20 protein-coding genes are annotated in these 19,398 nt (G+C 65.5%); 5 read left to right on the top strand and 15 right to left on the bottom strand.

The annotated features are described in order from the left end of the window. Window positions 1-10 precede the first annotated feature (10 nt). Window positions 11-328: a cupin domain-containing protein gene (locus tag OVA24_RS17105; protein WP_267671324.1), complete on the bottom strand. Its 318-nt coding sequence runs from the start codon at window positions 326-328 to the stop codon at window positions 11-13. A gap of 369 nt (window positions 329-697) precedes the next feature. On the opposite strand from OVA24_RS17105, the gene OVA24_RS17100 reads away from it, so the two are divergent. Both OVA24_RS17100 and OVA24_RS17095 read left to right on the top strand, forming a co-directional pair. Continuing rightward, the gene (locus OVA24_RS17100) at window positions 698-1,198 is read left to right on the top strand and encodes a GNAT family N-acetyltransferase (RefSeq protein ID WP_267671322.1); all 501 of its coding nucleotides are present in this window, start codon (window positions 698-700) and stop codon (window positions 1,196-1,198) included. 326 nt (window positions 1,199-1,524) lie between these two features. Further along, on the top strand, window positions 1,525-1,776 hold the full coding sequence (locus OVA24_RS17095) for a hypothetical protein (protein WP_267671320.1): 252 nt from the start codon (window positions 1,525-1,527) through the stop codon (window positions 1,774-1,776). Window positions 1,777-2,047: 271 nt separating this feature from the next. Here OVA24_RS17095 and yidC read toward each other — a convergent pair whose 3' ends face one another. Genes yidC through rpmH form a run of 4 tightly spaced genes read right to left on the bottom strand, consistent with a single transcriptional unit; the run spans window position 2,048 to window position 4,872 of the window. After that, window positions 2,048-3,946, bottom strand: a complete 1,899-nt coding sequence (gene yidC / locus OVA24_RS17090; RefSeq protein WP_267671318.1) for a membrane protein insertase YidC — start codon at window positions 3,944-3,946, stop codon at window positions 2,048-2,050. Window positions 3,947-3,964: 18 nt separating this feature from the next. Next, a complete protein-coding gene (yidD, locus tag OVA24_RS17085; protein ID WP_267671316.1) occupies window positions 3,965-4,273 on the bottom strand; it encodes a membrane protein insertion efficiency factor YidD in 309 nt (102 codons plus the stop codon). After that, window positions 4,270-4,644 (bottom strand): ribonuclease P protein component, encoded by a 375-nt coding sequence (gene rnpA, locus OVA24_RS17080; protein WP_267671315.1) that lies wholly within the window; start codon window positions 4,642-4,644, stop codon window positions 4,270-4,272. The genes yidD and rnpA overlap by 4 nt, the downstream gene beginning before the upstream one ends. Before the next feature lie 45 nt (window positions 4,645-4,689). Then, window positions 4,690-4,872, bottom strand: a complete 183-nt coding sequence (rpmH, locus tag OVA24_RS17075) for a 50S ribosomal protein L34 (protein WP_324287867.1) — start codon at window positions 4,870-4,872, stop codon at window positions 4,690-4,692. A 565-nt stretch (window positions 4,873-5,437) separates the two neighbouring features. On the opposite strand from rpmH, the gene OVA24_RS17070 reads away from it, so the two are divergent. After that, complete coding sequence (locus OVA24_RS17070) at window positions 5,438-8,263, top strand: PSD1 and planctomycete cytochrome C domain-containing protein (protein WP_267671313.1); 2,826 nt, start codon at window positions 5,438-5,440, stop codon at window positions 8,261-8,263. An 11-nt stretch (window positions 8,264-8,274) separates the two neighbouring features. Next, a complete protein-coding gene (locus OVA24_RS17065) occupies window positions 8,275-9,567 on the top strand; it encodes an acetylxylan esterase (RefSeq protein WP_267671311.1) in 1,293 nt (430 codons plus the stop codon). Window positions 9,568-10,085: 518 nt separating this feature from the next. Here OVA24_RS17065 and OVA24_RS17060 read toward each other — a convergent pair. Together OVA24_RS17060 and OVA24_RS17055 are read right to left on the bottom strand one after the other, a co-directional pair. After that, window positions 10,086-10,418 carry a hypothetical protein gene (locus tag OVA24_RS17060; RefSeq protein WP_267671309.1) on the bottom strand — a complete coding sequence of 111 codons (333 nt, stop codon included), beginning with the start codon at window positions 10,416-10,418 and terminating at the stop codon, window positions 10,086-10,088. Window positions 10,419-10,624: 206 nt separating this feature from the next. Continuing rightward, on the bottom strand, window positions 10,625-10,876 hold the full coding sequence (locus tag OVA24_RS17055) for a hypothetical protein (RefSeq protein ID WP_267671308.1): 252 nt from the start codon (window positions 10,874-10,876) through the stop codon (window positions 10,625-10,627). Between the two features lie 258 nt (window positions 10,877-11,134). Here OVA24_RS17055 and OVA24_RS17050 point away from each other — a divergent pair, with 258 nt between their 5' ends. After that, window positions 11,135-12,229 (top strand): hypothetical protein, encoded by a 1,095-nt coding sequence (locus OVA24_RS17050; RefSeq protein WP_267671307.1) that lies wholly within the window; start codon window positions 11,135-11,137, stop codon window positions 12,227-12,229. A 61-nt stretch (window positions 12,230-12,290) separates the two neighbouring features. On the opposite strand, the gene OVA24_RS17045 is transcribed toward OVA24_RS17050, so the two are convergent. From OVA24_RS17045 to OVA24_RS17010, 8 genes are all read right to left on the bottom strand, one after another. Further along, the gene (locus tag OVA24_RS17045) at window positions 12,291-12,629 is read right to left on the bottom strand and encodes a hypothetical protein (protein ID WP_267671305.1); all 339 of its coding nucleotides are present in this window, start codon (window positions 12,627-12,629) and stop codon (window positions 12,291-12,293) included. A gap of 15 nt (window positions 12,630-12,644) precedes the next feature. Continuing rightward, window positions 12,645-13,343, bottom strand: a complete 699-nt coding sequence (locus OVA24_RS17040) for a DUF8812 domain-containing protein (protein ID WP_267671304.1) — start codon at window positions 13,341-13,343, stop codon at window positions 12,645-12,647. Between the two features lie 103 nt (window positions 13,344-13,446). Further along, on the bottom strand, window positions 13,447-13,794 hold the full coding sequence (locus OVA24_RS17035) for a hypothetical protein (RefSeq protein WP_267671303.1): 348 nt from the start codon (window positions 13,792-13,794) through the stop codon (window positions 13,447-13,449). A 31-nt stretch (window positions 13,795-13,825) separates the two neighbouring features. Next, entirely contained in the window at window positions 13,826-14,458 is a 633-nt protein-coding gene (locus OVA24_RS17030; protein ID WP_267671301.1) for a hypothetical protein, read from the bottom strand. Further along, window positions 14,455-15,549 carry a hypothetical protein gene (locus tag OVA24_RS17025; protein ID WP_267671299.1) on the bottom strand — a complete coding sequence of 365 codons (1,095 nt, stop codon included), beginning with the start codon at window positions 15,547-15,549 and terminating at the stop codon, window positions 14,455-14,457. Before OVA24_RS17025 ends, OVA24_RS17030 begins: the two co-directional genes overlap by 4 nt. Before the next feature lie 55 nt (window positions 15,550-15,604). Beyond that, entirely contained in the window at window positions 15,605-15,892 is a 288-nt protein-coding gene (locus OVA24_RS17020; protein WP_267671297.1) for a hypothetical protein, read from the bottom strand. A 144-nt stretch (window positions 15,893-16,036) separates the two neighbouring features. Beyond that, a complete protein-coding gene (locus OVA24_RS17015) occupies window positions 16,037-17,416 on the bottom strand; it encodes a hypothetical protein (RefSeq protein WP_267671296.1) in 1,380 nt (459 codons plus the stop codon). A 95-nt stretch (window positions 17,417-17,511) separates the two neighbouring features. Next, window positions 17,512-19,395, bottom strand: a complete 1,884-nt coding sequence (locus OVA24_RS17010; RefSeq protein WP_267671295.1) for a hypothetical protein — start codon at window positions 19,393-19,395, stop codon at window positions 17,512-17,514. Window positions 19,396-19,398: the final 3 nt, after the last annotated feature.

Raw genomic sequence — 19,398 nt, 5'->3', positions numbered from 1 at the left:
GAAGGGCCGGTCATGGCTGGTAGTGGAGGGCGAGCCACGTGGCGTCCGCGCTGGTGGCGGTGACGCGGTGCCTGGCGTGCGCGGGGATGGTGAGGTGGTCGCCTGCCCGGAGGTGGACGGTGCCGTCGCCGAACTCGATGGAGGCGGTGCCGGTGAGCAGGGCGACCCACTCCGGCTGGTCCTGGTCATACCAATGGCCGGGCGGGCTGGCATGGCCGAAGGAGGCGATGTGCTCCGCGCGGAAACTGCCACCGGTGAGGAAGGGGGTGATGATTTCCCCACCCGTGGATCCGGCGGACGGGTGGAGGGAGTGGATGGGTGGTGGCATTTTTGGGGACTTTGAACATCGAACATCGAACGTCCAACATTGAACGTTGAAATGAAGAGAGGTTGGGGGTGGATCGTGGGTGGACGGACGGAGCGCGGCCTTCAGTCCGCTTGGCTTCGCTGGCTGGATTCTCCGGGGCGGGATGAATCCCGCGGTCCCAGGCCGGAAGGTGTGCCGTGGGGGCGGTGCGGATCTGTGAGGGTAGCGAAGGTCGTGAGACCTTCGGCTGGGGGGAAGTCCGTTCGGGGGCTGGAGCTGGTTTGCAGGGGGAGCGACGCCCCGCCGAATCTCTCACGAGATTCGCTACACTTTGGGATCCGCTACTCCTTATGCTTTCCTCCGGGCGGGGGCGTGCGGCATGGTGGGGGGATGACGGGATTTCAGATCGTGACGGCGGGGGAGGAACATCATGCGGGGCTGCATGCGGTGACGGATGCGGTGGCGGGTGAGCGGAAGTATCTGGCGGGGGTGAAGGTGCCGCCGCTGGAGTCGTCGGTGGCCTACTACCGCAGCCTGGCGAAGGCGGGTTTCCCGCATCTGGTGGCGGTGGATGACGGGCGCGTGTTGGGTTGGTGTGATGTGACACCCGCATTCGGTGACGCGCGCGCGCATGTGGGCACGCTCGGCATGGGGCTGCTGCCGGCCTACCGGGGGAAAGTCCACGGGCGCAGGATGCTGGAGGAGGCGATCCGGAGATCATGGGACCGGGGCCTGACCCGGCTGGAACTGACGGTGCGCGTGGACAACGCGAATGCCATCGCGCTTTACGAAAGACTGGGCTTCGTGATGGAGGGAACGAAGCGCGCGGCCATCCGGATCGACGGGGTCTATCATGATGTGTTGATGATGGCGCTGGTGAGGGAGGAATGATTCCGTCCGTGAAACGAAACACGGAGGCGGGAGGCCCCCTGCGGGGGAGTGCCGAGTGATCAATGATCAGTGCCGGGACGATGAAACGGATGGTTTTCCGAAGATGAAACGAAACGCGGAGGCGGGGAGGTTGCGGAGAGGGCGAAGCTCCATGGAGGGTGGAGGATCCGGGGGGTAGCGAAGCTCGTGAGAGCTTCGGCGGGGTGGACGTCTGTCAGGGAAACGGCTCCGGCCCCCATGGACCTCCCCCCAACCGGAAGTCTCACGACTTCCGCTACGTTTGGTGTGGATGCCGCGGGCGGGGGTTGTTAGGTGTTCCTCCCTTTATGAGAACTCCCACGCTGATCGTCCGCCTCATCGGTCTCTACATGGTGCTGAAGTCGGTGCACGGCTTCGTGGTGGTGGCGGAAATGAGGAAGATCCGCCTGGAGATGGAGGCGATGATGGGATCGGCGGTGTCTCAGCCGTCGCCGAACGTGCTGCTGCTAGTGCTGATGCTGCTGGTGGGCATCCTGGTGACGTGGCACTCGGCCGCGTTGGTGAGGGTGCTGACCTTTGATGCGAAGGACGGGGAGTGAGGGAGTTGGCTTGGCGGGGGCAGCGAACCTCGTGATAGGTTCGGCAGGGTGGATGGCACCTGAAGGATAGGCGTTGGGCTTTCCGGGGGACTTCCCCCACAGCCGAAGGTCCCACGACCTTCGCTGCCACAGGGGAGCCGGTGGGGCTTGATCCCGGGATGGATGTCCGTGGGGATTATCGGCCCGAGAGCCAAGGCGCGCCCGGCGGTCGCGGTGCTGACGGGGAGGAACTGCGGCGGGACGCCACAGCTACGGTGAAAGGCAGCTACGCTCAGCCGCCGGTGCGGGGGCCGCGTGGCTTTTTCTTCTCCGGGGTGACGTCGCGCATGCCGGTGCCACCGCTGCCGCCGTGGCCGCCTTTTTCACGGGCTTTCTGGAGTTCCATCTGGCGCTCGGCCATGCGCTGGACCCAGCTCTTCTTGCCACCGTCGGCGCGGGCCTTGAGCTCGGGCTCGGGGATCTTGTTCATGAGCCAGGTCTGGCCAATGGAGAAGATGTTCTGGGTGGTCCAGTAGAGGGCGAGGGCGGAGGCGAAGTTGTAGCAGAAGAAGAAGAAGATCAGCGGCATGAACATGATGATGCGCTGCTGCATCTTGTCCCCGGTCTTCGGGGTCATGGCGATCTGGGCGAAGCTGGTGATGCCCATGACGATGGGCAGGATGTTGATGGGGACGCCCATGACGTGGGTGAGGGTGTCCGGCTGGGAAAGATCCTGGACCCAGAGGAAGCCCTGGCCGCGGAACTCCACGGCATACTGGAGCATGCGGAAGAAGCCGAAGAAGATGGGGATCTGCAGGAGCATGGGCAGGCAGCCGCCGAGCGGGTTGATGCCATACTTCTTGTAGAGGCCCATCATCTCGGTGTTGAGCTTGTTGGGATCGTCCGGGTATTTTTCCTTCAGCTTGGCCATCTCCGGCTGCAGCTTGCTCATCCGCTTCATGGTGCGGGTGGACTTCGCGTGGAGGGGCCAGATGGCACCGCGGACGATGATGGTGAGGAAGATGATGGCGAGGCCCCATGACCAGTGCTTGGCGACGTTGTCGAGGCCGGTGTGGAGCAGGTTGAGGATCCAGTTGAGGACGCGCGATACGGGGGAGAAGAAGCCGTACTGCATGACGTCACCCCAGCCGCTCTCGCGGTTGTCCATCTTCCGCAGCATGGTGTTGTCCTTCGGGCCGATGAAGAGGCGGTAGCCGAAGGTCTTCATCCCATCCGCCTTGTTCAGGTTGGTCTCCGGGAGGCGGAGGCCGGCGCGGATGGAGTGGAGGGTCTTTTCGCCGTCGATGAGCTGGTAGTTGGAGGAACGGCCCCAGACCTCGCCCGCGACGGGGTTCTTCGCGCGGAGGACGGTGGTGAAGAACTGGTTGGCGACGCCGCCGAACTCGATGACTTCGTCGTTCGGGCTGGTGATGAGGTTCTTCGGCTTGGAGAAGGTGATGCCGCCGCCGAGGAAGCCGGTGACTTCCTCGAAGTGCATGCTGCCGTTCTCCCGCCAGAAGAAGCCGGTCTGGTGCATGTCCTCCTTCTGGTAGAGCGGGGCGGCTTCACCGAGGAAGATGCTCCACTGGCCGAGGTTGAGGGCGCCTGCGCCTTCGTTCTGGACGCTGAGATCGAAGTCGAGGAGGTAGGGCGCGCCCGGCTCCGTGGGGTCGATGAGGGAGTAGGTCTTTTTGACGATGAGACCGGAGGGGAGGGTGGCGATGTAGCTGACCTTTTTGCCGGGGACGGGTGCCTCGTCCTTGGGGAAGGCGAAGACGGTTTTCTCAAAGGACTCGCCCTTGGAGTCGGCGAAGGCGCCGATGGCGGCGGCGGCCTTGTCGTTGACGATGACGTGGCGGGTCTTGCTGCCGACCTGGAACTGGTCCTTGAAGAGCGCCTGCTTGATGCCACCGCCGATGTTGGTGAAGGTGAAGGCGATCTTGTCGTTCTCCAGGACAAAGGTTTCCTCCTCGGTGGGTGGGAGGGCGGCCTCGTCACTGAGGGCGGCGGCGGGTGCGGCGGCAGGGTCCGTGGCGGCGGCGGCGTCGGCGGCCTTGGCGGCTTTCTGGGTCTGCTCGATGAATTGCTTCTTCTGGGCTTCCTCCGCGCGTTTCTGGCTGGAGAAGTGGAGGTTGACGGCCAACAGGATGGCACAGAGGGCGACGATCACCCAGGTTTTGCGGTCGTACATGGTGTGGGGAAAATCTCGTTAGTGGTGGTGGTGGCCTCCGCAGCCGCAGTGCTGTTTCCGCGGTTGGTCGGTTGGAGTGCCGGCCGGCGGGACGGGGTCATAACCGTAGCCCCCCCAGGGATGACAGCGGAAAATCCTGCAAATTCCCAACCAGCTCCCTTTGAGGGGGCCGTGGGTCTCCACCGCGCCGAGGAAGTAGTGGGAGCAGGTGGGGGTGTAGCGGCAGCCCGCGGCGGGTCCGGCGGCGGCTTTCAGCAGGGGATTGAGGAACCGCTGGTAGAAGCGGATGCCTGCCCGGATGAAGGCGGTGGCGGCGCGGGAGATCACGGCTGGGCGGAGGCGTCGGGTTTCGGGAAGAGGCCGAGGCGGCGTGCCTGGCGGACCCAATCTTCCTCAATTTCCTGGAATGTCGCCTGCGAAGCGCCGGGACGGGCGATGGTGACGAGGAAACGCCGGATTTCCGCGAATTGGGGGGCGTGCTTCTGCACCAGGGCGCGGAAGCGGCGGCGCATGAGGACGCGGTCGTGCGCGCGCTTCGCGGACCGCTTTGAGGTGATGAAGCCGGTGCGGATGGTGTCCAGCGCCGGATCCTGCAATGTGCTTAAAATGACGAACCGGCCAGCTTTCGCGTGACCGGTGGTCTTGACCCGCGCGAAGTCCGCGCGGTTCGTCATGCTGCACTTTCTCGGGAGACGCATGGCGGGCTGCTATTGGCAAGCACCTCGGCGCGACCCAAGCCCAGCTCAGTTGTGCTGGGTGGTGTGGCGGGCGTACTTGAGCTCGACACCCTTGGGGATGAGGCGCTTGCGGCCTTTCTGGCGGCGGCGGCGGAGAATGTCGCGACCGGCCTTGGTGGCCATGCGGGCGCGGAAACCGAATTGGGCTTTGCGGGTGCGCTTGGATGGCTGGTAAGTGCGTTTGCTCATGGCGGGACCTGGTATGAAATAAGTTTGGAACCGCTTTTCCAGCGGCGCGGGGGCCGGACTTTAGGAATGCGGAGGGAGTTGTCAACCCGGCAGTGGGAGAAAAGTGGATTTTTTGGGAACATCGAACATCGAACGTCCAACGTCGAACATTGAAGTTGGGAAAGGGTGGGTGGGGTGTTGGAGATAGGGGTGCCGGGGGTGGGTGGCTGTTTTTCAAGCGCAGATTAAGAGGATTGAAGAGGGATTCCGCGGATTTTTTGGGGGGTGAACATTGAACGTCCAACGCCGAACTTTGAAGAGGGGAAGGTAATTGGGGGATCTGGAGGTTGGGGGAAGGATTACCACTGATTCCACTGATTTACTGATTTGAAGAGGAGATCCGTTCGTGAGGCCGGGGCATCAGGTTCATTTTCTTCAATAATCAGTAAATCAGTGGAATCAGTGGTCATCTTATTCAATCCGTGAAATCCGTGTAATCCGTGGTTTGAAAAACACCCGTCGCGGGGCTGCGCAAAAATAATGAAGCGGAGTGTAAAGGAATGAGGGCGAGCCGCGTATGTTGGGGATGCACTGGAAGATCCCGCTTCTGACTTTGATCCCGGCTGTGGCAGGTGCCTTCGGCACGGATGCGCCGGCAGGCTATGGCCCGAAGACGCCGTTCGACGCGGCGCGCCATGTGCTGGAAAGCAAGTGCCTGGAGTGCCATACGAAAAAGGAGGCGAAGGGCGGGCTGGTGCTGGAGGTGCGGCAGGATTTCCTGACGGGCGGGGATTCCGGCGAATCGATCGTGCCGGGGAACCCGGGCGGGTCCGAGCTGGTGAAGCGGGTGCGGCTGGCGGCGGATGATGACGAGATCATGCCGCCGAAGAAGCACGGCCCGCCGCTTTCCCCGGCGGAGGTGACGGCGCTGGAGAAATGGATCGAGTCCGGAGCGGCGTGGGGTGACGCGTCCGTGGTGATGTCCCCGCGGTCGAAGACGGCGCTGCCGGGCTGGGATGCGCCGGCGGACCCGGAGATCGCGTCGATCGAGGCGTTCCCGAAGGCGGTGACGCTGGAGACGGCGGCGGATTTCCACCGGGTGGTGATCGTGGCGAGGTTCAAGGACGCGTCCACGCATGACATCACGAAGCAGTCGAAGATCACGCTGGCGGACGCCTCCCTGGCGAGCCTGGCGGGGACGACGCTGCGCCCGCAGAAGGACGGGACGACGAAGCTTTCCATCGAATACCGCGGCCTGAAGACGGAAGTGCCGGTGACGGTGAAGGACTCCGCGAAGCCGCGGCCGATCTCCTTCCAACTGGATGTGATGCCGGTGCTGACGGCGGCGGGCTGCAACACGGGCTCCTGCCACGGGTCCGCGCGCGGGCAGGATGGATTCCACCTGACGCTCTACGGCTTCGACCCGAAGGGGGACCATTTCCGGCTGACGCATGAGATGGCGGGCCGCCGGATCAACCTGGCGCTGCCGGAGGACTCCCTGCTGCTGACGAAGGCGGACGGGACGGTGCCGCACACGGGTGGCAAGCTGTTCGAGAAAGGCTCCCCGTTCCATGAGACGCTGGTGCAGTGGATCCGCGACGGGGCGGAGTATGACAAGGGGGAGATCCCGCAGCCGCTCTCCATCGAGGTGGAGCCGAAGCAGATGGTGCTGACGGGGCCTGACATCCAGGTGCCGCTGACGGTGCGCGCGACGTACTCCGACGGCACGGACCGGGATGTGAGTACGCTTTCGACCTACTCCACGTCCAACGACAACTCGGTGGCGATCCACAAGTCGGACGGGGTGGCGGTGTCGAAGAACCGCGGGGAGGCGTTCCTGCTGGCGCGGTTCGCGCTGTTCACGGAGGGCGCGCAGGCGATCGTGATCCCGAAGGATGTGAAGTACGCGCGGCCGGAGTTCCCGGCGGCGAACTACATCGACCCGCTGGTGGCGGAGAAGCTGCACAAGCTGCGCATCATCCCGTCCACGGTGGCGGAGGATGAGGTGTTCCTGCGGCGGGTGTTCCTGGACGTGGTGGGCGTGCCGCCGACGACGGAGGAACGGACGGCCTTCCTGGAGGACAAGCGTCCGAACAAGCGGGAGGTGCTGATCGACGACCTGATTTCCCGCAAGGAATTCACGGAGATGTGGGTGATGAAGTGGGCGGAGCTGATGCAGATCCGCACGTTCAACAACGGCGGGCAGTCGGTCTCCTACAAGGCGGCGCTGGGTTACTACAACTGGCTGCGCGAACGCATCGCCTCGAACATGCCGCTCAATGAGATGGTGGTGGAGCTGCTGTCGGCGAAGGGCGGGACGTTCTCCAGCCCGGCGACGAATTTCTTCCAGGTGGAGCAGGACGTGATGAAGCTGACGGAGAACGTGGCGCAGGTGTTCATGGGCACGCGCATCCAGTGCGCGCAGTGCCACAACCACCCGTTCGACCGGTGGACGATGGATGACTACTATGGCTTCGCGTCGTTCTTCGCGCAGGTGAAGCGGAAGCCGGCGGAGGACCCGCGTGAGCGCGTGGTGTATGACGAGGGCGGTGAGATCCCGCACCTGGTGACGAAGAAGCCGGTGCCGCCGAAGTTCCTGGGCGGGCCGAAGCCGGAGCTGCAGCCCGGGCAGTCCCGCCGGGAGTCCGTGGCGCAGTGGCTGGGGTCGAAGGACAATCCATGGTTCGCGCGCAACGTGGTGAACATCGTGTGGGCGCACTTCAACGGCGTGGGCATCGTGGAGCCTGTGGATGACGTCCGCGTGTCCAACCCGCCGTCGAACCCGGAGCTGCTGGATGAGCTGGCGGAGCGCTTCGTTTCCTACAACTTCGACCTGCGGAAGCTGGTGCGCGACATCTGCAACTCCCGCACGTACCAACTGTCCACCCGGACGAATGAGACGAACGTTGATGACAACCGGAACTTCTCCCACTCCATGGTGCGCCGGGTGCGGGCGGAGGTGCTGCTGGACTCCATCTCCGCGGTGACGAAGACGCCGAACAAGTTCAAGGGCCTGCCGCTGGGCGCGAAGGCGGTGCAGATCGCGGATGGCAACACGACGAACTATTTCCTCACGACCTTCGGCCGTGCGACGCGTGCGACGGTGTGTTCCTGCGAGGTGAAGATGGAGCCGAACCTTTCCCAGGCGCTCCACCTGCTGAACGGTGACAACACGCATGACCGCATCAAGCGCGGCAAGGTGGTGGCCGACCTGCTGGCGGCGAAGAAGGAGCCGAAGGAGATCATCGAGCAGATGTACCTGAAGGCGCTGAGCCGGAAGCCGACGGACATGGAGAGCGGGAAACTGCTGGCGGCCGTCGCGGAGGCGCAGAAGCCTGAGGAGGTGAGGGACACGCTGGAAGACGTGTTCTGGGCCTTGCTGAACTCGAAGGAGTTCATCTTCAACCATTGACCGACCCTTTCATGAAAAACCCGTTCCGAATCCTGGTCCCCGTGATGTGCGCGGGGATGATCTCCACCCTTTGTGCGAAAGAAGCCGGACCAGCGTGGACGGTCCGCGCGGACCATGAGAACGCGCTCTACCAGACCGGGGAGACGGCGACCTTCACGATCACGCTGGGCGCGGACTCCAAGGTGGCGCCGGACGCGGAGCTGCACTGGACGATGACGAAGGACGGGGTGGACCCGACGACGAAGGGGAAGGTGAAGCTGCAGGGCGGGAAGGCGACCATCACGGGAAAGCTGGATGAGCCGGGATTCCTGCTGTGCAAGGTGAGCGCGGAGCCGGACGGCAAGGGCGCCGCCGGATCCTGGGGCGTGGGTTACTCCCCGGACCGGATCGGCCGCAGCATGCCGTTCCCGCAGGAGTTCGACGCGTTCTGGAAGGACCAGCTGGAGAAGCTGGCGGCGGTGCCGCAGAACCCGGTGCTGAAGCCGGTGGAGAACAAGGAGAAGGAAGTGGAGAGCTTTGACACGCGGGTGGACTGCGTGGGGGCGAAGGTGTCCGGATATTTCGCCAGGCCGAAGGGCGCGAAGCCGAAGTCCCTGCCCATCATCCTGACGCTGCACGGCGCGGGCATCCGCAGCGCGAACCTGCCGGGGACGGCGGGCCTGGCGGCGCAGGGGATGCTGGCGATGGACATCAACGCGCACGGCATCGACAACGGCAAGGACGGCGCGTTCTATGACGCGCTGGGCAGGGCGGAGCTGAACAACTACCGGGCGATCGGCCGGGAGTCGCGGGAGAAGGGCTACTTTGTCGGGATGTTCCTGCGGTCGAAGCGGGCGCTGGATTTCCTCTGCAGCCAGCCGGAGTGGGACGGCAAGACGGTCGTCGTTTCCGGTGGCAGCCAGGGTGGGTTCCAGGCGTTCGCCGCGGCGGCGCTGGATGACCGGGTGACGGTGATGGTGGCGCACGTGCCCGCGGGCTGCGACCACAGCGGCATGCTGGCGAACCGCGTGGCGGGCTGGCCGAAGATGGTGCCGGTGACGGACGGCCGCCCGGACCCGGCGGTGCTGGAGGCGTCCCGCTATGTGGACAACGTGAACTTCGCGGCCCGCTGCAAGGCGAAGGTGGCCATCGTTTCCGCAGGCTTTGTCGATGGGGTCTGCCCGCCGACGAGCGTGTACGCGGCCTACAACGAGCTGCCGGTGAAGGACAAGGTGATGCTGGACATGCCGGGCGCGGGCCACTCCGTGCCGGACGGTGTGTCGAAGAAGGCACGGGAGATCTGGAAAGAGCGGATCGGGAAGTGATCCTGACAAGCGGCAGGGCCCGCGGGCACCGGGCGCGTGGGCGCTGGTCTTCAGACCGGCGTCTTTGCGTGTCGCGGGAGGATGTTGATTTTGAAACGAAACGCGGAGGCGGGGAGGTCGCGGAGAGAAGCGCGGAGCGGGCGAAGATGGGCGTGGCCTGTGGGGTAGCGAAGCTCGTGAGAGCTTCGGCGGGGTGGATGTCTGCCAGCGAATGGCGTTGGTTTTTTTTGAATGACTCCGTCCGGGAAAGAGAGGGGATGAACCACGGATGGACGCAGATGAACACGGATGGAAGAGGGTAGTTTCAGTGACTCTCATCCGCGTCCATCCGGGTGGATGTGCCTGCCGGATGGGTGGCGGTTTTTTGAAGGCTCCTCCCATCCGGGGAGCATCTTCCGTAGCGTGATGGCTGCGCCATCACGGCGGGGCGGATGTCATCTGACAGACCGGCTGTGGTCTTCGATGGGCGTCTTCCCAGCCGGAAGTCTCACGACTTCCGCTACCCCTTGCTGCTTCCGCTACCCTTGCGGCTGCTGCTGATCTCCGGGGGAGGTCCGATGGACTTTCCATCCATCCTTTTCAAAATCGGGGGCGGCGGCGGTGAGGTCGTGGCCGCCCAGGGGGATGAGGTCGCTGATGTTGTCGGTGCCGATCACGATGGGGCTGATCTCCGGAGCGAGGGCTTTGAGGGCGGCGACCGAGATCTCGAACACGGCCCTTTGGCGGTCGATGAAGTCGGCGGGCAGTGCGTCCGGTGGGGGGATGATCAGGAGGCCGACGGTGCGCTCGATGGGAAGCGCTTCGTCGCGCCGGAGATGGAACGTGCCAGTGAAGCCGTGTGTTTCCGTCATGGTGGGGACAACGCTATCATGGGTGGCAAGCGGAGCGGGAGGGGACGGGATGATCCAACAGCGCTGCCATCGGCGGGTCCCACGGTGTGATCGATGGCCATCTTTTCCGATGCGGAGCGGTGGGGAGGAGGGTGGGTTCGCCCAGCCGGAATGGCGCAGCCATTCCGCTACCCTTGTGCGGCCCGTCATCTCCGCACGCAGCTCGGTCAGGAGCCGGTGGTGGTGGTGCGGGTCACGCTTTCCACATAGGCGCGGCAGCGGGAACGCAGGAGGCGGATGAAGAGGAAACCGGGCAGGCCGGGAAGCAGCAGGCTGCCGAGCAGGGACAGGGTCTGCCAGTGGGGCTCATCCCGGTAACAACGGTAGGAGAGCCAGAGGGCGAGGCCGAACTGCACGAGCATCGCAATGAAGAAAATTTCCGATCCATTCACCAAACTGGATAGGGGGAGTTTGCTCATGCGGATGATGGTGGATTCACGACGCCTCCGTGGGGCGGCGAGGTGGGTGGATTTTGATAGAGACCCGGCAGGGCCGCCAAGCGCGAAATGAACTTTCCTCATTGTGAATATCTTTGTGAATGGATTGTTAATTCGCTGCTATGAAAAGGGTTGTGGATTGGGGGTGGAGTGGGGTCGGTACCTTGGTACCGGTGCGGAGCGGTTTGGAATCAGGATTGGCGTCGGGATGGAGGCGGTGTTATCCATCCCGATATGCGTATGAATGGCAGAAGGTTGATGGCCCTGGGGGCGGTGTCGCTGCTGGCCGTGATGGCGGCGCTGGTGGTCCTGAAGGCGAAGAAGGAGGCCTACCTGGCAACGGATGCCGGAGTGGAGGATGTGCCCCGGGAGGACGAGGAGCTGCTGAGGATGGAGCGTGAAGGCAGGGAGGCGGGTGTGCCGTTGGAGCCGGAGCGCGCGCGTGAAAAGATGCGGGAGGCGATGGCGGCGCCGGAGGAGAATGTGCGTGCGAGGATGGCGGGCGGCATCATCCGCGATCTGTGCCTGGCCGGGTATGTGGAGGATGCGTGGAAGATGGTGGATCCGGCGGAGGGACAGGTCCGTGACGTGGAACTGATGGCTTATTTCCGCTACGCGAAGCTGGACCCGGCGGAGCTGCTGGAGAAGGCGGGGGAACTGCGTGAGAAGGCTGAGGTGCGGCGGGCGCTGGATGGATACCTTTCCGGCGGGACGCTGGAGGATGTGGCCGGGGTGATGGCGCTGCCGGGATTTGCGGACAGGCTGAAGGAACTGGAGGCAGGGTATCCGCCGGACATGAAGCCGGTCATCACGGAGCTGGTGCGCGACCGGCTGCATGCGTCACGGTCGGATGTGGAGCGGGACGCGGTGGCGCGGTTCACGCGCCGGATGTTTGACCTGAAGGCGGTGGGGATCGACCTGTGGATGGAGGTGACGAAGCTCAATGACCTGCGCGATGCGTTCGAGCGCTGGGAGGAAATGCGCGCGCTGACGGAGGGGACGTTCCAGGAGGGTCATCCGCAGCGGTCCGGCATGCTGCAGAAGCTGGTGACGGAGGATGGACCGAAGGCGATGTCCGTGCTGGTGCCGCGGGATGACCGTCAGGGCCGGGCGGATCTGGTGGATGCGGTGCGGCTCTGGTATGAAAGGGACTGGCCGAACACGGGGAGATGGCTGGAGGAACATGCGGAGGAGATGAACCCGGAGCAGCGGGATGCGGTGTACGCCGGACTGGCGGAATACGAAGCCTCCGCCGGGGATGCGGCGAAGGCGCGGAAGTGGGCGGAGAAGGTGGCGGACGCGGGTGTGCGCGGGGGATTGCTACTGGATAAGTAGTAATACCGGCGGTCCCGGCCGGGGTGGTGCGGGTGTTCCGCCGCTCCGCGGGGAGTGGGGGTCATCGTGTTTCCAGACGGTCGAGGCGGTGGCGGATGTTCTGGATTTCCTGGTCGCGCGCGCGGTCGCCGGCGGTGCTGCTGGCGGAGTGGTGGTCGAACTCGCGGCGCAGGTCGCGGGATTCCCTGGCGACCTCCGCCAGGGTCTTGAGCGCCTCGGTCTGCACGGCCTGGGTGCGTTTCATTTCATGGACGTCGTTCTGGATGCGTTCCTGCGCGCCGGGAAGGGTCTTGAGCGGGGCGATGAACAGCACGGCGGTGGTGATGGCTCCGAGGAGGGAGATGGTGAGGAGCAGGGTGTTGAGGTTGACGCCGCGGTCGGTGAGGGATTTGACGGTCATTGGGGGGATGGATGATTATTGATGGGTGGTTGGAGGGTCCATCAGGAGTCCCTGTTCGATGAGCGCTGCCTCAGCCTCCCGGCGGCGGATGAGGCCGGTGAGGTTGGTGCTGGTCCAGAGTCGTTTCGACGAGCGGAACTGGGGTGGCAGGGCGGAGGGACGGGCGGGGATGGCGGAGCGGATGGCGCGCTTTTCCCGGTCCCTGCCGGAGGTGGGGTGGATGCCGGGCCCGCGGTTGAAGACCCAGGAGAGCAGGGCGGACTGGATGTGCGGGTGGAGGGTGTGGACACCGGGGTAGGCGGTGCGGGTGTCGGCGGCGAAGCGGGGGATGGTGCGCTGCCGGTAGACGCGCAGCGCGCTTTCCCACGGGATGAGGATGTGCCGCACGGCGGGCAGCCGCAGCCGGGCGGAGGCGCCGGTGATGCCGGCGCAGGCCTGGAGCTGGCGGAGGGTGGCGGGAGGAAGCGCGGACCAGTCGCGGGCGATGTCCCCGCGCGTGTTGTGGCCGAGGTCATAGCCGACGCCGATGGTGACACCGCTGGCCCCACCGGGCCACGTGGGGCGGATGAGGTGGCGGTTGTAGTAGGGGGCGCCGCCGCCGACCTCGTGGTCGAGGATGAGCTGCAGGCCTTCCGCGGAGAGGGTGAGGTGCTTTTCCCCCGCTGCCTGCGGGTGGAGGGGAAGCAGCGCCGCGAGGATGAGGAGGAATTTCATGGGGAGAAGGGATGCCGAACATCGAACGTCCAACATTGAACGTAGAAGTGAAGAGTAGCGAGCGGAGTTGAATGGTGGTGGGCGCTCTTCTCTGGATCTTGGATCACGCTCCGCTGAAGCAGATGGCCGCGGCGATGAGCTCGAGCGTGGCGACGGCGGTGAAGACGAAGAAGCGGGAGCGCACGTCGAGCGCGGCCCATCCTTCGCTGAAGCCTTCGTTGCTGTAGCGGTTGAGGGTGGGCCAGCCGATGGCAATGCCGATGAGCCATGCGCAGAGATTCGCGCCGACGAAGTTCGAGAAGCCGCGCAGCGCGCCGATGAGGTTCGCCAGACCGGGGACGTCACGCCCGCTGACGGAGAGGCGGCTGACGACATCCGCAAGGAAGGCGAAGAGGAGGGCGACGGCGAGGAAGGCGAGGATGTCTTTCCAGTTGGTGAGCAGTGTTTTCATGGAGGTATGTGGACGGGGGTGTGTGGGGCGTTCAGGCCAGGAGACGTGGCGGGAGGAGGAGCTTGGCGGCGACCCATGCGAGGGCGATGGCGACGCAGATGCCGAGGGCGATGCGGTGGAGGCGGATCTCCCCGGCGAGCTTGTCGGCCCGCGTGCGCTGGGCTTCGGCTGCCTTGTTGCTGGCGGTGATCTGTGTGGCGTAGTCCGCCACCGTGGAGGTGAGATGGGTGTGGGCGGCGCGGAGTTGGTCTGCCTCCGCATCTTTCGCGGCGGCATGTTGCTGGAGGGTGGCGGCCGTTTTCCGCGCATCGGTGAGGTTGGCTGCCAGGCGGGCGGTTTCGGTTTCGAGGAAGAGGTTCCTGGCCTCCATGGTCTGGAGGTCCTGCCAGAGCCGGGTGAGCTCGGCTTCCGTGGCGGTCTTCCGGTCCTTGAGTCGTTCGGCTTCCTCCCGCGCCCTGGTGGCCGCCAGGCGGGCTTCCTTCGCGCCGGAATCGATGGCCGTTGCCATCCTATCCGCCTCGGCGATGTGGTCGCGCAGCTTGCCCACCTCCGGCGCGACGGCGGTCGCCCTCGGCGGTGCGGGAGGCACGACGGATGTCGGCGCGGGTTTGGGGGCACAGGATGCGAGGACGGCGCAGCAGAAAATGGCGATGGCTTGGTTCATGGGGGGAGGAGGGTGTGGGTGTGGAGATCCACCATCGTCACCGGCACATCGCTTGGTTGGATGATGACAGATGTGATGCCGACGTCGCCGGGCAGGTCGGCGTCACCTGGAACAAAGATATCCATGTTGCCAATCGTCAGATCCCAGACTGATGGGAACGATTGTTGCATGCCTTGGACACTGCCCACAAACCACTCGTCGGTGGCGGTGGTGATGAGGGTGGTGGAACCATTTTTCCTCGCGGTTCCCGCGGTTCCCACTCCGCCACCTACCAATGCTGTGACATAGGCGTCGCCTGGTGAGCGGGGGGAGAACAACCAGAACGGGCCGTATGCCGCAGGGCCGGCGGCGATAAAGGGGTCCCAAATTCCGGGCCGCAAAGATTTGCGCTTGCCGCCTACACTTGCGGAGAAACTTCCACTCCATATTCCCGGGATGTGGAGCAGATCGTCGATGCCATCGAAATCCAGCCAAGGAATACCTCCGGTGAACCGGAGTGCCGGCTGTCTGGAAGTAATGCTCTGCACCGCCACCAGCCCGCTGCCGGAAAGCTCATCCCTCCAGGCGGCGATGGCGTCACCATCATGGGTCGCGGGGATCGTGCAGGCGGTGTCCTTGTAGAGGCCGAGCGGTTTGATGCGCGGAAATTCGAGGCGGGTCACGCTCGGGGCCGGTGAGGTTCCGGAGCCGTTGCCCCATCCGGAAACAGGGGGAAGGGGATTGTCTCCCTCCGAGAAATAGTCCTCCGTGCCGTCGGAGATCGTGATGCGCCATGCACCGGTCGCTCCATAGTCGGGCGCCCAGTAGAGGAAACTGCCGTTCGGCGCGTCATAGTGGGGTCTGCCATTCGTGACGCCGGTCGCGGAGTACCTCTGGTTCACACCGGCGGATCCAGCGCCGGTTGCCTGGAAATACCTGATCGTTCCATCCACCTCCCCCCGGTGCGACTGCAACCGCAGCGTGGTGGGGATGTCCGCCAGCGGATCTTCCCCATCATCGCGCGTGATGGCGCCGCTGCGTGCAAGCACGCGGGTGGTCCGTGTGATACCCCCGCGCCGGAGGAGGGGGTGGGGGGAAAGGATGCCTGTCATGGGAGGTCGGGAGGAAAGAGGTCGGGAGGAGGAAAATGGGGAGCCGCCGGCCTTGTCAGAGCACCGGCACCAGATTCACGCGGATGGGGGTGGTCGTGGACGTCACGTTGATGCGCAGCGTGCCGGACGGTGCGACCACGCGGGCCTCGGACGGATTCGCTCCCAGCATCGCGCCCGCCTGGACGGCGGAGAAGCTGCCGCTGGGACCGTCGTCAAAGGACAGGAACGCGCTGGCGGTGCCGCTGGTGCGCAGAGTCAGGAGATACTCCCGGCCCGGGATCAGGCGCGGGATGTCATAACTTCCGGTGGTGGTGATGGTGTTGTTGGAGGGCAGGTTGGCCATGGTGTGTGGGTTGGGGGTTGGGGTTTGAAAGTTGGATGTTGATTCGGGGTCGGCTGGATCGATGGGGTATGGTATATCTCCGGCACCCGCATGCCGGCGTTCCGCGGGGGCTTTTCTTTCCCCGCCGCTCTCCGACAACCCCGGCTATCCGACCGACGCCATCCGTGGCGGTTCCACCTTTCCGCTGCGCGCGGAGGTATCCTCATGCGTGGTGAAGGCGTGGTCCGTGCGGCAGTAGAGCTTCAGCCCCACGCTCTGCAGCGCCATGAGGAGGATGGACTCGTAGCAGAGGCCGAAGCCATTGCCGTGCGGGCCCACCTGGTTGGACGCGGTGATCTCCAGCGCGTTGGTCAGGAAAGATGTCTCCGCCAGCAGCGGCATGTTGTAGGCGACAGCCTGGCTTCCCCAGAAAGGCGGGAGCACCTCGTGCCAGCCAGCCGGTCCGGGCGCGTGGTGCGCCACATCCCCGCCCAGCAGCACCGCGCCGCAGTCGCCGGGCAGGGATGCCGTCCCCAGCCACGTTTCATAGGCGGCGGGCAGCACCTTCGCGTCGTCCTCCAGCACCAGCAGCGGGCTGTTCCCTCCGTGGAGGCGCAGCGCGCGCAGGTGGGAGAGGGAGCAACCGCGCACCGCCACATTCGCAGGCGCGCTTTCCCACAGTGGCGCCACCGCCTCCAGCATGCGGCAGTTCCCCACCGTTCGGAACAACTCCAGCACGCACGCCTTCCGGTCCTCCCGGCTGGACTGGTGGATGATGACCGCATGCGGAGCCGGCCCCGCATGCGTCTCCTCCGCGCGGTGCAGCGTCACGTTGCCATACCCGCGCAGCGACAGCTCGTACACTTCCGGGATCTTGTGGTCCGTGCCCGTGTAGAGATGCGTCTCGCGACCCAGCAACGCGCCGATGATGCCCACATGCAGCCGGTCCGTGTGGATGGTGCGGTATCCGGCGATCTGACGGATGAAATCGTGCGCCGCCTCCGTGCAGTTGTCCGGGGTCCATGTCCGGTGCGCCGCCAGGGAGACGTCATCATTGTCCGCCGGGCGGTGGTTCGTCGCGCTTTCCACATCCCCGCGGAAGCAGTTCAGCGTCCCCTCCGCCGGGAGATCCCGCCACGGCGTGCAGTCCGTGCGGAGCGCCAGGTCATGCTCCAGCGCGCAGGAGATGCCGCGGGATTCCGCCAGCGCCAGCGACACCGCGCCGCGGCAGAGAACATGCGCCCGGGGAAAGGTGGACAGGATCTCCGCGGACCTCACGTCCAGGGACGTCGGCGCCACCACCAGCCGCTTGTCCCGCGGCAGGCTGTCCAGCAGTTCGTGGAGATTCCGGTGGTGGCCCAGGCCGCCGCCTTTGAAGATGATCGTGTCCTCCTCCAGCCGCAGGGAGCGGATCCACGGCAGCGTCGCCAGCGTGATCACCGCGTCGCCCGCGTTGCCATGCGCGCCGATGAACGTGATCTCCGGGCCGGTGGCGGGCGGCGCTTCCGCGCCGGAAAGACGGGTGTCGGTGACCTGCTGGACCATGGGGGATAGGATGACCGATAACGGTCGCGGAGGTGGATTGAACAGATGGCCAATTTTTTTCCCGCAGCCACGGGAATTTCCGGCTTCTACTAGGGTTATGGTAGGTCCGCCGCCAGGCTGGCCGTGCGGATCACCCCGCCGGCATTCACGTGGATGCGCAGCGTGCCCCCGTCGCGGTGGATGGTGAGCATTCCGTCCGCCAGCGTGCCGCAGCGGTCCGCCGTCGTGTCCTGCGGCTCCGCGCCACGTTCCTTCGTGGTGGTTCCCGGTGGCAGCGCGGTCTCCGCATGGCCCAGGGACAGGCCATGGTGCGGATGGAGGAAAACGCGCGCGCCGGGAGCCACCGGCAGCCCCGGCGGAGTGTCCTCACCCAGACCCCGGGAGATGATCTCCACGCTTTTCGGCAGCGTCAGCCGCGACCGGTAGCCGAATCCCCCCGCACACCAGGCACCCGCCTCCACCACCCCGTGGGAAAGTGCGGTGGAACACACCGCCCGTGCCTCCGCCGCGTTGCCCAGCGCCACGCATCCCTCCGCCCCGGCCACCGCATCCGTCCCCAGCGCCACCGTCTGCGGCGCCGTGGTCGCCTCCGCGCGGGTTCCCGCCGCCACCGTCTCCCACGTGCGTGCCTCCGCTCCACGGCCCACCGCCAGTGCGGTGGCGTATGGTAGGGTACCCACCGGGGGGGGCCGGTGGGACTCATACGGCACCTTTGCCGTAGCTCCAGCTCCCAGGGCCAGCGTGCTGTAGCCGTGGGCCACCGCCCCGTGGCCGAAGGCACAGTTCTGCCTGCCATGCACCACCACCTGGGAACCCAGGATCACGTTGTCCCGTCCATGGCTCAGCGATCCGGCCCCCAACACCGCGGAGGCCGCGTGTCCGGTCCAGTCCGTTTCGAACTGGTCCCCGGCATCATCCGCGTTCGCCCTGCCGTTGATGGTGTGGCTTCCTATGGAGATGTTGTTGTAGCCATAGACCAGCGCGTAACTGCCCACCACACCCAGATACAGGTTCACGTCAGGCTCCTGCCGCGCCCCGGATCCCGCGCCGATCACCAGCGAATCCGTGGAAAACTCCACATTATCCCCGCCCTGGGCATACGCCCCGTGGCCGATGACCGTGGAGTGCGGGCTACGCACGTGCGCCGCCACCTCTTCCTCCATCTCCTGGCCCTCGCCCACACGTCCGTGCTGGATGGTGAGGCTGCCCGGCGCCGTCACCGTGGATGCCCCCTTGTAGCCGAAGGTCGTCCCATTCCTTCCGTTCACCACCGCCATCGCGATGTCATACCGGTAAGACGCCACCAAACCCTCCAACGCAGCCATTGTGTTCAGGATCTCGACATCCGCCTGTGACCAGCGATCAATGAGATACTCACCCTCCGCCAATCCGGCGATCTCCTCCAGCAACGGCTCCACCGGCGTATAGCCCACCCCTCCCGCCGGGGCATCCTCCGGCGCGGACTCCCCCGGGTCGGGCACCGGGTGGAAGGAGAGCACCGTGCCGCGGCGGTCCGTACCAGTGGCGGCCGGCTGGTGGGGTGGCAGGGTCGTCCCGCCGGGTTCCAGCGGGACGCCTGCGGGAAAGGTCAGCGCCAGCGTGGAGACACCCGCATCCGGACTCAGGTCCTGCACGGCCATCGCCACCCGGTCCAGCGCCCGCTCCACGTCCTCCGGTGCCAGCGGGGTCCCCTCCGCCGGGTGCAGCCGCTGCGTGCGCGGCGTCCGGCGGCGGATGCGGATCTGCATGTCCGCGCCCACCGGCTCCGCCGTGAACAACCGCCAGCCTCCATCCGCCATTTCTACGGTATATCCCGTACCCGGCTCCAGCGGCGTTTCCTGTCCGCCCTCCGTGCCGTCCTGCGGCCGCAGTGTTACCCGAAGCCACCCAGGCTCATCGAAGCGGAACGGAACCGGGTAGCCCACCGTCGTGGAGCCGTTCCCGGGGTGGAGGATCATGTTTGAGGTTTCCTGGATCATGGA

Source organism: Luteolibacter sp. SL250, from assembly GCF_026625605.1.
In the GTDB taxonomy this organism is placed as follows: Bacteria; Verrucomicrobiota; Verrucomicrobiia; order Verrucomicrobiales; family Akkermansiaceae; genus Luteolibacter.
This window is presented reverse-complemented; position numbering and strand designations above follow the sequence as displayed.

Bases quoted from the DNA above. Each gene is read 5' to 3' on its own strand.
- OVA24_RS17040 (WP_267671304.1), bottom strand. From the start codon at position 13,343: ATGAAATTCCTCCTCATCCTCGCGGCGCTGCTTCCCCTCCACCCGCAG.
- OVA24_RS17105 (WP_267671324.1), bottom strand. From the start codon at position 328: ATGCCACCACCCATCCACTCCCTCCACCCGTCCGCCGGATCCACGGGT.
- rpmH (WP_324287867.1), bottom strand. From the start codon at position 4,872: ATGAGCAAACGCACTTACCAGCCATCCAAGCGCACCCGCAAAGCCCAA.
- OVA24_RS17050 (WP_267671307.1), top strand. From the start codon at position 11,135: ATGAATGGCAGAAGGTTGATGGCCCTGGGGGCGGTGTCGCTGCTGGCC.
- OVA24_RS17035 (WP_267671303.1), bottom strand. From the start codon at position 13,794: ATGAAAACACTGCTCACCAACTGGAAAGACATCCTCGCCTTCCTCGCC.
- OVA24_RS17065 (WP_267671311.1), top strand. From the start codon at position 8,275: ATGAAAAACCCGTTCCGAATCCTGGTCCCCGTGATGTGCGCGGGGATG.
- OVA24_RS17020 (WP_267671297.1), bottom strand. From the start codon at position 15,892: ATGGCCAACCTGCCCTCCAACAACACCATCACCACCACCGGAAGTTAT.
- OVA24_RS17045 (WP_267671305.1), bottom strand. From the start codon at position 12,629: ATGACCGTCAAATCCCTCACCGACCGCGGCGTCAACCTCAACACCCTG.
- OVA24_RS17030 (WP_267671301.1), bottom strand. From the start codon at position 14,458: ATGAACCAAGCCATCGCCATTTTCTGCTGCGCCGTCCTCGCATCCTGT.
- OVA24_RS17055 (WP_267671308.1), bottom strand. From the start codon at position 10,876: ATGAGCAAACTCCCCCTATCCAGTTTGGTGAATGGATCGGAAATTTTC.
- OVA24_RS17070 (WP_267671313.1), top strand. From the start codon at position 5,438: ATGCACTGGAAGATCCCGCTTCTGACTTTGATCCCGGCTGTGGCAGGT.
- rnpA (WP_267671315.1), bottom strand. From the start codon at position 4,644: ATGCGTCTCCCGAGAAAGTGCAGCATGACGAACCGCGCGGACTTCGCG.
- OVA24_RS17025 (WP_267671299.1), bottom strand. From the start codon at position 15,549: ATGACAGGCATCCTTTCCCCCCACCCCCTCCTCCGGCGCGGGGGTATC.
- yidC (WP_267671318.1), bottom strand. From the start codon at position 3,946: ATGTACGACCGCAAAACCTGGGTGATCGTCGCCCTCTGTGCCATCCTG.
- OVA24_RS17015 (WP_267671296.1), bottom strand. From the start codon at position 17,416: ATGGTCCAGCAGGTCACCGACACCCGTCTTTCCGGCGCGGAAGCGCCG.
- OVA24_RS17095 (WP_267671320.1), top strand. From the start codon at position 1,525: ATGAGAACTCCCACGCTGATCGTCCGCCTCATCGGTCTCTACATGGTG.
- OVA24_RS17060 (WP_267671309.1), bottom strand. From the start codon at position 10,418: ATGACGGAAACACACGGCTTCACTGGCACGTTCCATCTCCGGCGCGAC.
- OVA24_RS17100 (WP_267671322.1), top strand. From the start codon at position 698: ATGACGGGATTTCAGATCGTGACGGCGGGGGAGGAACATCATGCGGGG.
- OVA24_RS17010 (WP_267671295.1), bottom strand. From the start codon at position 19,395: ATGATCCAGGAAACCTCAAACATGATCCTCCACCCCGGGAACGGCTCC.